12 protein-coding genes are annotated in these 8,418 nt (G+C 56.6%); 6 read left to right on the top strand and 6 right to left on the bottom strand.

The genetic code is table 11. The features are described from left to right. Positions 1-363: 363 nt before the first annotated feature. Genes ACOHWE_RS19895 through ACOHWE_RS19880 form a run of 4 tightly spaced genes read right to left on the bottom strand, consistent with a single transcriptional unit; the run spans position 364 to position 3,049 of the window. Positions 364-924 carry a DUF1190 domain-containing protein gene (locus ACOHWE_RS19895; protein WP_420668484.1) on the bottom strand — a complete coding sequence of 187 codons (561 nt, stop codon included), beginning with the start codon at positions 922-924 and terminating at the stop codon, positions 364-366. A gap of 26 nt (positions 925-950) precedes the next feature. After that, positions 951-1,361: a DUF350 domain-containing protein gene (locus ACOHWE_RS19890; protein WP_420668482.1), complete on the bottom strand. Its 411-nt coding sequence runs from the start codon at positions 1,359-1,361 to the stop codon at positions 951-953. Between the two features lie 19 nt (positions 1,362-1,380). Further along, a complete protein-coding gene (locus ACOHWE_RS19885) occupies positions 1,381-2,025 on the bottom strand; it encodes a DUF2491 family protein (protein ID WP_420668481.1) in 645 nt (214 codons plus the stop codon). After that, on the bottom strand, positions 2,006-3,049 hold the full coding sequence (locus tag ACOHWE_RS19880; protein ID WP_420668479.1) for an ion channel: 1,044 nt from the start codon (positions 3,047-3,049) through the stop codon (positions 2,006-2,008). Before ACOHWE_RS19880 ends, ACOHWE_RS19885 begins: the two co-directional genes overlap by 20 nt. Before the next feature lie 164 nt (positions 3,050-3,213). Here ACOHWE_RS19880 and ACOHWE_RS19875 point away from each other — a divergent pair, with 164 nt between their 5' ends. From ACOHWE_RS19875 to ACOHWE_RS19865, 3 genes are read left to right on the top strand one after another with little or no spacing between them, the layout of a single operon-like run. Continuing rightward, positions 3,214-3,660, top strand: a complete 447-nt coding sequence (locus ACOHWE_RS19875) for a DUF2170 family protein (protein WP_420668478.1) — start codon at positions 3,214-3,216, stop codon at positions 3,658-3,660. Beyond that, a complete protein-coding gene (locus ACOHWE_RS19870) occupies positions 3,657-4,328 on the top strand; it encodes a PspA/IM30 family protein (RefSeq protein ID WP_420668477.1) in 672 nt (223 codons plus the stop codon). The genes ACOHWE_RS19875 and ACOHWE_RS19870 overlap by 4 nt, the downstream gene beginning before the upstream one ends. A gap of 5 nt (positions 4,329-4,333) precedes the next feature. After that, positions 4,334-5,497: a glutathionylspermidine synthase family protein gene (locus tag ACOHWE_RS19865; RefSeq protein ID WP_420668476.1), complete on the top strand. Its 1,164-nt coding sequence runs from the start codon at positions 4,334-4,336 to the stop codon at positions 5,495-5,497. 216 nt (positions 5,498-5,713) lie between these two features. Here ACOHWE_RS19865 and ACOHWE_RS19860 read toward each other — a convergent pair whose 3' ends face one another. After that, positions 5,714-6,022, bottom strand: coding sequence for a hypothetical protein (locus tag ACOHWE_RS19860; RefSeq protein WP_420668475.1), 309 nt, complete (start codon positions 6,020-6,022; stop codon positions 5,714-5,716). A gap of 534 nt (positions 6,023-6,556) precedes the next feature. Here ACOHWE_RS19860 and ACOHWE_RS19855 point away from each other — a divergent pair. The 3 genes from ACOHWE_RS19855 (at position 6,557) to ACOHWE_RS19845 (ending at position 8,307) form a co-directional block, all read left to right on the top strand. Next, positions 6,557-7,183, top strand: a complete 627-nt coding sequence (locus ACOHWE_RS19855; RefSeq protein ID WP_420668474.1) for a hypothetical protein — start codon at positions 6,557-6,559, stop codon at positions 7,181-7,183. Positions 7,184-7,313: 130 nt separating this feature from the next. Then, positions 7,314-7,553, top strand: coding sequence for a hypothetical protein (locus ACOHWE_RS19850; RefSeq protein WP_420668473.1), 240 nt, complete (start codon positions 7,314-7,316; stop codon positions 7,551-7,553). Between the two features lie 253 nt (positions 7,554-7,806). Then, a complete protein-coding gene (locus ACOHWE_RS19845; protein WP_420668472.1) occupies positions 7,807-8,307 on the top strand; it encodes a PDDEXK family nuclease in 501 nt (166 codons plus the stop codon). Between the two features lie 3 nt (positions 8,308-8,310). Here the strand turns inward: ACOHWE_RS19845 and ACOHWE_RS19840 are convergent. Continuing rightward, positions 8,311-8,418: integrase core domain-containing protein (locus ACOHWE_RS19840; RefSeq protein WP_420668485.1), on the bottom strand; the 108-nt coding region annotated here is incomplete at its 5' end.

Below are 8,418 nucleotides of genomic sequence, written 5' to 3'. Positions count from 1 at the left end.
CCTCTATCGAGAACTCGTAGAACAGCGCACCCTGCGATTCCTGCCGTGGTCCCATCATTGCCACGCACCTCCGCTTGCCTCGCGGAAAGTGAATCAACACTCAACACCCAAAACAACCCGAGTTTTTCAACAGAATAAGCCCCCAGCAGACATTAGTCATCGTTTGGGTTTCGCAAATGCATCACGTCGCAAATGTTGGAAGCGGACGTTCGTTGTGCCGATCAACACTTGCATGTACAGAACCCGGAAAAACCTATCGTTTAGCGGCACCGCAACATTTTTTCTGATACCCTCAAGGGAACTGGCCAAGAAGCTTCGAACTACAACCTGCAAATTTGCCACATCAAGGCTAGTCAGAGTACCTCAACTGCCAAAAGAAAACCCGCCGCGCGAGCCGAAGCCGCCTCTGGAAGCCACTGTCGTGCGCGTCTGGATCTTGGGGGCGGCCTGCTTCACCTTGGGATTATAAGCCCGGATGCTCTTTTTTGTGGTGCCATACCGGCCACTACCGAGGTAACCAACGTAACCGCCACCTGTGGAATAGTAGTAGCCCCTGCGGGTCCTGTCGCGATAAACAGGACGGACAAAGTCGGAAACTACGCCCCCGGCGATTGCTCCAGTCACCAAATAGCCCATCGGAATGGGCGAGTAATACACTTGGTCCCCGGCCTTTTCATAAGAACAATCCGTGCCTTGTTCCTCACATAGGGGCAGACTGTTGTACCGGGGCGCCGTAGTTTCATGAATCCGCTTCCCTTCTTCGATCAAAGGCGCACAATCCGCATCCGGAACATGATCTGAAGAAACACATTCCGGTACTGTGCGGTAGAGCTCCCCTTCAGTATCAAAATCTTCCTGACAGGCAGTCAATGCGAGCGAAGCTGACGCCATGGTCAGGAGCTTGACAGATCTTGAGCGTTTCATGCGGGATCTCCCGTTGTCCTGACGTTTCAGTAAGTGATGCAAGCTGCATTCAGCAGCCCGACAGTCACCGAGATGCCCGCAAGCTTGATGCTGACGGCAATCTCACCGCGGGAAATTCGCTCGGAAATCAGTGGATAGAAACGCTTGAAAACCTGATAGACGGCAAGCTGCGCAATTCCGGCGATGACACCCCAGACCAGGAAATCAATCAGGTTGATCGAATTTGCCGCAGCGCTGGCCAGCGGCAGAGAAAAACCGATGAAGGCTGCGCTCAGCACCACCGATGCCGCGGCGTTGTTTTCCTTGATTAACGCAACCTCATCATTCGGGGTCATGCGCATATACAGCGCCATAAACAGCATCAGCAGGATCAAAGCTGTTGCAAAATACATCAGAAAGGGAACGAGACCCGCCAGTGTGGCCATCAGAAGTGTCATAGTGCAGTCCTTTTGTGGATCACGTGATCAATGCGTGCCGGGGCAAGACCCGGCCAATGAGAAATGAAGCCGCGCGTTCGCCGTCTTCCGGCTCCTCCAGGTTGACGAGAAGCATTTCGTCGCTGCCGTCGCTCAACCCGCGCCCGAACAGCATCGCGGTCTGGAAAATCCGTGCCGGTGCAGCGCTGCCGCGGGTTTCGCGCACGTCTTCCCAATAAGTCATCGGGTCTTCGCCCGCATCGGAGTGGCTGAACCAGGCACGCTCAAATTCCACGCTGCCGGTCTCTGTCTGCATGTCAAACCGGCTCTGCCGCTGCCGGGTTCTGAGATCATTCCAATCAGCGTCGCGGGACGGATACTGCACATCGTAGGCATACCAGAGCATGATCTCATCAACCCGGCTTTCCTCAACCCAGTCACTGCCCTGGATCTGCAGCAGGTAGCGGTCGTCATCAGTGTAGAAACGGTGCAGATGAGACTGCTCGCCCAGGTCGCAGTGACCTTGCGCACAAATCATAAATCCGGTCTGAGGCGGCTCCAGCAGCGTATCCCCACCCAACAGCTTCAGCTCAACCGGATCGATTGTCAGGCTGCGCCCGATGGTCAGCCCGGCAACCTCCGGAACGCTGGCGGCCTTCTTTCGGTTAAACAGTGACCGGAACATCACCAAGCCCCTTGGAAATCTGATTTGCGGTCAAACGTGCCGAGCACAGGTAATAGAAGGATCCACCGGACGGCAGCTGATCGGGAAACGGCAGGAACCTGTAACCGGAGCCGCCCGGCTCCGACAGGGCAATCAGGCTGGCATCATTGTCGGCCAGCGCTGCGGTCAGGGCTGTGGTTGAAACCGTGCCGCCAACAGCAGCCGAATAGATTGTCGCACCGACATTCGCCGCGGACAGCGCCATCAGGATCTGGCCCGCCCCGGGATCTTGGGCCGCGCGCACCAGCGCTTCGGAAGCATTGGAGACAATAGCTTCCAGCCCGGCAATCTGGGCCGCCCGCCGGGCCGTGTCGCGGTCATCGAAAAACGCTGCGATATGCAGGGTTTCATTCAGCTCCCGGATCGCCAGGCAGGTGTTAAAGGTCTCGGCATCGGACCCGGCATATACCAGCACCTTGTTGGCCTGGGGGATGGCGGCACGTTTGAGTGACGCCAGCGCATCCAGCCGCTCCGCCTTGACCAGGTAAACCCCTTCCGGCAGTTCGGCATCGCTGCTTTTTGTCAGAAGGACAATTTTGTCATCACCATCCTGCCCGGCAATCAGGTTTTCAATCATGAGATGCGTGTGATCGCGGTTGTAGCCTACAATCACCGTCGCGCCCTTCATGTTTTCGTAGTTGCCATAGCCTTCGGCCATCCGCCTGATCCTTTCCACCATCGATCCCGCCAGCCAGCCCAAGGCGGCCGAGAATATGAGCAGCGAGCCCGGGAAAAACCACAAGGCCGCAACCAATCGCCCCGCCTCTGTCTGTGGCGAGTAATCCCCGTAGCCAACTGTCGAGGCCGTTGTCGCAGCAAAGTAAACATAAACAGAGAAATTGCTGGTCAGTTCCTCCTCGCCTGCGACGTGGAACAGCAGCCACGAGATGGCAAAGAAAGCCAGCGCAGCCAGGCAAAGCAGCCACCATTTCAGCTCAAGGAATTCCCGGTAAAATTTGACCAGAAGCCGATAAAGAATGGGCACCTGAAATTGCCTTTGCCGTCAATTATTGTGGCGCAGAGCATGGTGACTCACCACCAGGTTGTCAATTCCTATAACAGAGACAAAATCTTACGCTCCATCTGCTTGAAACAGCCTTGACCAGTGACTACGAATAGCTGCAGCTTTTTACCCTTGTGGAGATTATTATGCCGGATACTGACAGAAATTGGACTGTCGCATCGCTAAAGGCGGCGCTTGAGGAAGACGGGCAAAACAGCGGCATCCGCTGCACCGCCGCCGATGGAGCGGACGTTCTGGAGGTTACGCTGGAGGATTCAGGGGATTTCCTGCTGCACGTTTCCGTCGGAGAAGAACAGATTCTGTCATCCGCTATCTTGTGGCCGCGCGACGCCCAGGAAGACCCGGCCGGGTTCGAGGCGATGATGCTGCGCAGCCACAAGTCGCTGCTGCCGCTGTGCGCTCTTTCAATCGATGTAATCGACGGGCGTGAACATTATGAGCTTTTCGGCGCAATGTCCCGCCAGGCGCCGCTGAAGGAAATTCTTGCCGAATTCCACGCCATCGCTGACAGCGCACTTGAGCTGGCCCGTGATATCGGTCCGCGCACAATTAGCCAGGAGGATGTGGCATGAGCGTCTGGAGAAAGCTTGTCACCGCCATCAAGGGCTCAGCCAACGAAGCGGCAGAAGCCGTGGTTGACGCCAATCTTTTGAAGATCCTCGACCAGGAAATGCGCGAGGCGAAAGACGCCATTGGAAAGGCCCGCGACGAGAAGGCCCGGATGACGGCCAACAAGATCATGAAAGAAAAATCCGTCGCTGAGATGATGACGGAGATCGAACGGCGCACCGAAGCCGCCCGCACCGCAAAACAACAAGGCGACGAGGCGCTGGCGGTGGAAATCATCGAAAGCGTCCTGAAACTGCGCGACAAGGTCCAGGCGGATCAGGCACTGGCCGACCAGTACCAAAAGACCGAAGAAGGCATGGACAACGCCTTGAAGCAATCGCAGTCCCGTGTCGAAACGCTGCAGCGCAAGATCGAAGCTGCCAAGGCAAATGAGGCGCTGCTTGAGGCGCAGAAGGCAACGTCGGTCAATGCCAGCTCCTCCAATGCGCGGCTGTCTAATGCCTTGGCCAGCCTTGAACGGCTGGAGCAGCGCCAGGCGCATCAGCAGGCAGTGCTCAGTGCAGCCGAGGAAGAGGCGCAGCAGATCTCCGGAGAAGCGCTTGAGGATCGGATCAAGGCGCTGGAGAACCCAGCCAAGAACGACGTTCAGGCCATTCTGGCCAAGCTGTAATTCGAATGGAAAGACGTCTGTTGCCAGAGCGCCCGGAATGGCGTGCTCTGGCTGAATCCCTGGGCTTTGGTTTTCATTCCATGTATGGCGCGCCCTACTGGGATGAAAGCCGGGCCTACGTCTTCACGCTCCACCAGATCGAAGAGGACATCGAGGAGCCGACGGAAGAACTCTGGCGGATGTGCCTGACGCTGGTCGCCGAAGCTGTGGCCGATCCCGCCCTGATGCGCCGCATGGCAATTCCCGAGACCTACCATGGCTGGATCGCGGAAAGCTGGCTGCGCGGCGACCCGTCGCTCTATGGCCGGTTCGATTTTCACTATGACGGCAGCGGACCAGCAAAAATGCTGGAATTCAATGCCGATACGCCTACCGCGCTCTATGAAACCGGCTTTTTCCAATGGGTCTGGCTGGAACAGGAGATCGAAGCAGGCGTGCTGCCGGACGACGCCGACCAGTTCAACTCGGTGCAGGATCAGCTGATTGAACGGCTGGGCCGTATGTTTGCGCCCGGCTATCATCTGCATTTTGCCAGCGTACGCGGCAGCGAGGAAGACAGGGCAACCGTAAGCTACTTGGAAGATTGCGCGCGCCAGGCCGGGCTGATCCCTGAATTCGTGGCCGTTCAGGATATCGGTCTGGATAGCCAGGGGCGGTTCGCCGACAGCAAGGACACAGTCATAGAGGCGATCTTCAAGCTGTATCCCTGGGAAGACATGTTCCGAGAAGACTACGGCCCAGCCCTGCCCGCGTCGGCGACCCGCTGGATAGAGCCGCCCTGGAAGGCGTTGCTGTCGAACAAGGCGATCTTACCACTGCTTTGGGAGATGTATCCAGACCACCCGAACCTGCTGCCCGCCTGGTTTCAGGACGAGGCGCCGCAGGACGCGATAGGCGCTCCCCATGTAGTCAAGCCATTTTTCAGCCGGGAAGGCGCCAATGTCACGCTACGCCGACTAGGGCAAGATGTCCTCAGCACACCGGGCGGATACGGCAGTGAAGGTAGCATTCTCCAAGCCTATTGCCCACCCGCCCATTTTGGGGATGACAATGCAATGCTCGGTTCCTGGATCGTTGGCGATACTGCTTGTGGGCTATGCATCCGTGAAGACATCAGCGAAATCACTCAGGATCTTTCACGTTTTGTGCCACATGTAATTTTGGGGTAAATTCCGCCCGTTTCAGGTTAGCTGCAAAATTACTTGTGCATGTGGTACTGGCGAAGGAAGTATAAAGCCCACAGTGCCGACTAAGAGTATCCTTTCGGTATTATTCTGCATTGAGCCAAAGCAGCTTGCTTGAAAAAAGTATTAACCGATCCTTAGCAATCAAAAAGCTTCTGGCTCCTTGGTGGCCGCTTGCCCCAGTTTTACAAAATAATGCTTTCAAGAAAATGTCGTGACCGGGAAAAGTCCGTGGCTTGTGTGTTGCTGCTGCTCGATTTTTCCGATGCTGCATGTGCGGCGAAAGTCCGCACCGTCCGCAACCAGGTCATACGATGCCAGTTTCATGCTGCGCCCTAGACGAGCGGCAGCTTTTGATCGCGGCACCGCGGCGAAAATCGTGGCCTGATCTAGCGACAGTAAGGGATTTGCGAAGGTCGCTCTCTGCGCGTCGCCGCCGCTGGTTGAACGTACAGCGGCGAACAATGGGAAATCACATTGGTGAGGGTCCGCTTCAAAGAAGGTGGCCATAGCATCTCGCACACGCGGCATTCTCAAGGCTCCCCCAGAGATATGACCGCTTGAGGTTGGCTGCCGTCATCCAGATGCCAGCGCAAGTCCTCCGGACGCCGGTCTTGTTGAAGCAGCTTTTTGTCTCTGTTTTCAGGCTGAGGCATACTTAGTGAAGTGGCTATCGTAGGCCATTGGCCGTCAGCTTGTATTGAAACCGAACACTCTCGGTGTGGCAGGTAGTCGTCCGGAAAGACAAATTATAATACTTTTCAATGATTTATCTTTTGGTATTCTAAGGTATCTCTTCAGAGGGTACGGTATTCCTGCGGGGGGGTACTGGCGCAATCTTTGGGAGAAGTTTGTGAAGGCTTCTGCCTCATTGGGGCAATGCTTCCTGCCGGGCCTCTCTGTCAGAGCGACCAACTCACAAGCGAGCTAAAGGCTCGGATCGGTTTCCGGCATGTTTTTCGGAAAAAGTTTTACCGTAAACTTGACGCGTGACCCGTTCATGGGCTATCAACCCCTCATCGGCAGTTCTTGAGGGCATCTCCCATGGCGACAAAAGGTGAAATGGTCCGTGCTCTTGCGGAGTACTTTGATCTGAATCCCAATAAGGTTGATGCCATGACGCGCGCCATGGCCCGTGCCGGTCTGCGCAGCCCTGGGGGGCGCGGGCGGGCGGCGGCGCACATGACCGGCGAAGATATCTTTCACCTGACCTTGGCATTGGTCATGAATGTCGAAACCAAAGATGCGGCGGAATCTGTAAAGGAACTTTCTCAGCTGCGGCTAGTACGCGGGAACCTGTTTCTTGACGGCCATATCCAGTGGGAAGCCAACTGCGATGCGGGAGGGGAGCGCACGCTGCTCGACGCCCTGAACCGGTTGCCTGTCGCTGGCCTGGAGCTGTACCGCACCTTTGGCGCATTCTGCGGCCATTGGCTCGAGGCAGGGTTCAACGGTCCTGAGGATGGGTTCGGTTCTGCCCAGGTGTCTGTCGAGGTCAGCTCAACTGGGCCGCAAGCGGTGTTCTCGCATCGATCCGACGAGGGCGATCTGATGCTCTGGTTTGGCGAAGCTGCCACGGATCTGGAAACAACGGAGTGGGAGCGGCGGACGATCCTGTCCCACAAGCTCTTCCGGCGGCTGTCGCTACTCACCCGTAGCAACGGTTCCTGACCGAATCCGGGCGCTTTACTGGCCCCATAAGTCGAGCGATCCGCCGAATTCGATTCGCGAAATCGGAGTAAATTCACGATTAGCGCCGCCCAATTGGCACGCGTTTTCAACTATCCACAGAGTTATCCAGATGAAAATGACCCATCAAAACTTTTCTGACGCTCATATCGCCAGCGTTTCGGGCGGTGCTGAAGAAATTGCGGTCCTTTTCTCGCAAATTTCGCTGGATGACCAGGAAATCGGAGGCAAGCGCCTTACCGATCTTGAGGCCGGAATTTGCGAAAATTCGGCCCCCCAGACCTCGCACTCCCGGCGGGCTGGACATGTGGAACGGGCATCTTCTATGGGCAATTCCCGAATATGCGGCTGATCTCCTGACGCGGTTCTGATCTCTCAGTTCCAATCGGGATACAGGCGCCCATCGGCAGAAACTGTCCAAAGAGGCTCAAACACCCAAAACCAGATATAGGCGCTTGGCGCCCGAATGAACCGTGCGAAAGCTCGATCCCTGTGTAACACCTGCCGGGTAGCATGATGCTGTCGCCAGGACAAGGACGGCTCTTCGCAAATTTCAAAGATCGTCATAGCCCGAGAAATGTCGATTTCTCGGGGCGGGAGAATTCATGTCTTATCCCTATCTGCCGGGCGGCATTCGCTTGCCCGAGGTGAGCGCTGGCAACCGCCGCACTCAGGTCGCATCGAAAGCCCATTTCACCGGGCATATCACTTTTGGCGAAGGCCACGGACGCGGTGTCGGCCTGGAAAGCAACCTTGAGAAGAAGGTGGCGCTCGTCCTTCGTTATGCACCGACCACGGTTGATCTCGTCGAGCAGCAGGCCTTCGAATGGTATGATGCCGATGGTGAGTTCCACATCCACTACGTCGATCTGGTCTGCCAGCGGCGAGACGGCCGTCGTATCGGGTACGCGGTGCGTCCGATCCATCGTGTCAGCGCCAGGTACGAGGGTAAGCTTGCCCGGATCAGGCACCAGGCGCTCTCAGAGGGCGTGTTCGATGACTTTCGCCTCTTCACCGAACGGGATGTGTGCCCCATCGCCCTTCACAACGCCACGCACCTTCATTCGGTCCGCATCGATCAGCCCCACCTGAGTGGTCCGGTTTGATTGTTAGTGCATGACCGGTCTTTGATCCATCAGAACGATGGTTTCCGGCGCGGGCGGGCGATACCCCAGAGCACTGTGTGGTCGCTTGGTGTTGTAGTGTTTCCTCCACTT

Origin of the sequence: Cribrihabitans neustonicus (assembly GCF_048820895.1) — a bacterium.
GTDB classification, from domain to species: Bacteria; Pseudomonadota; Alphaproteobacteria; order Rhodobacterales; family Rhodobacteraceae; genus Cribrihabitans_A; species Cribrihabitans_A neustonicus.
This window is presented reverse-complemented; position numbering and strand designations above follow the sequence as displayed.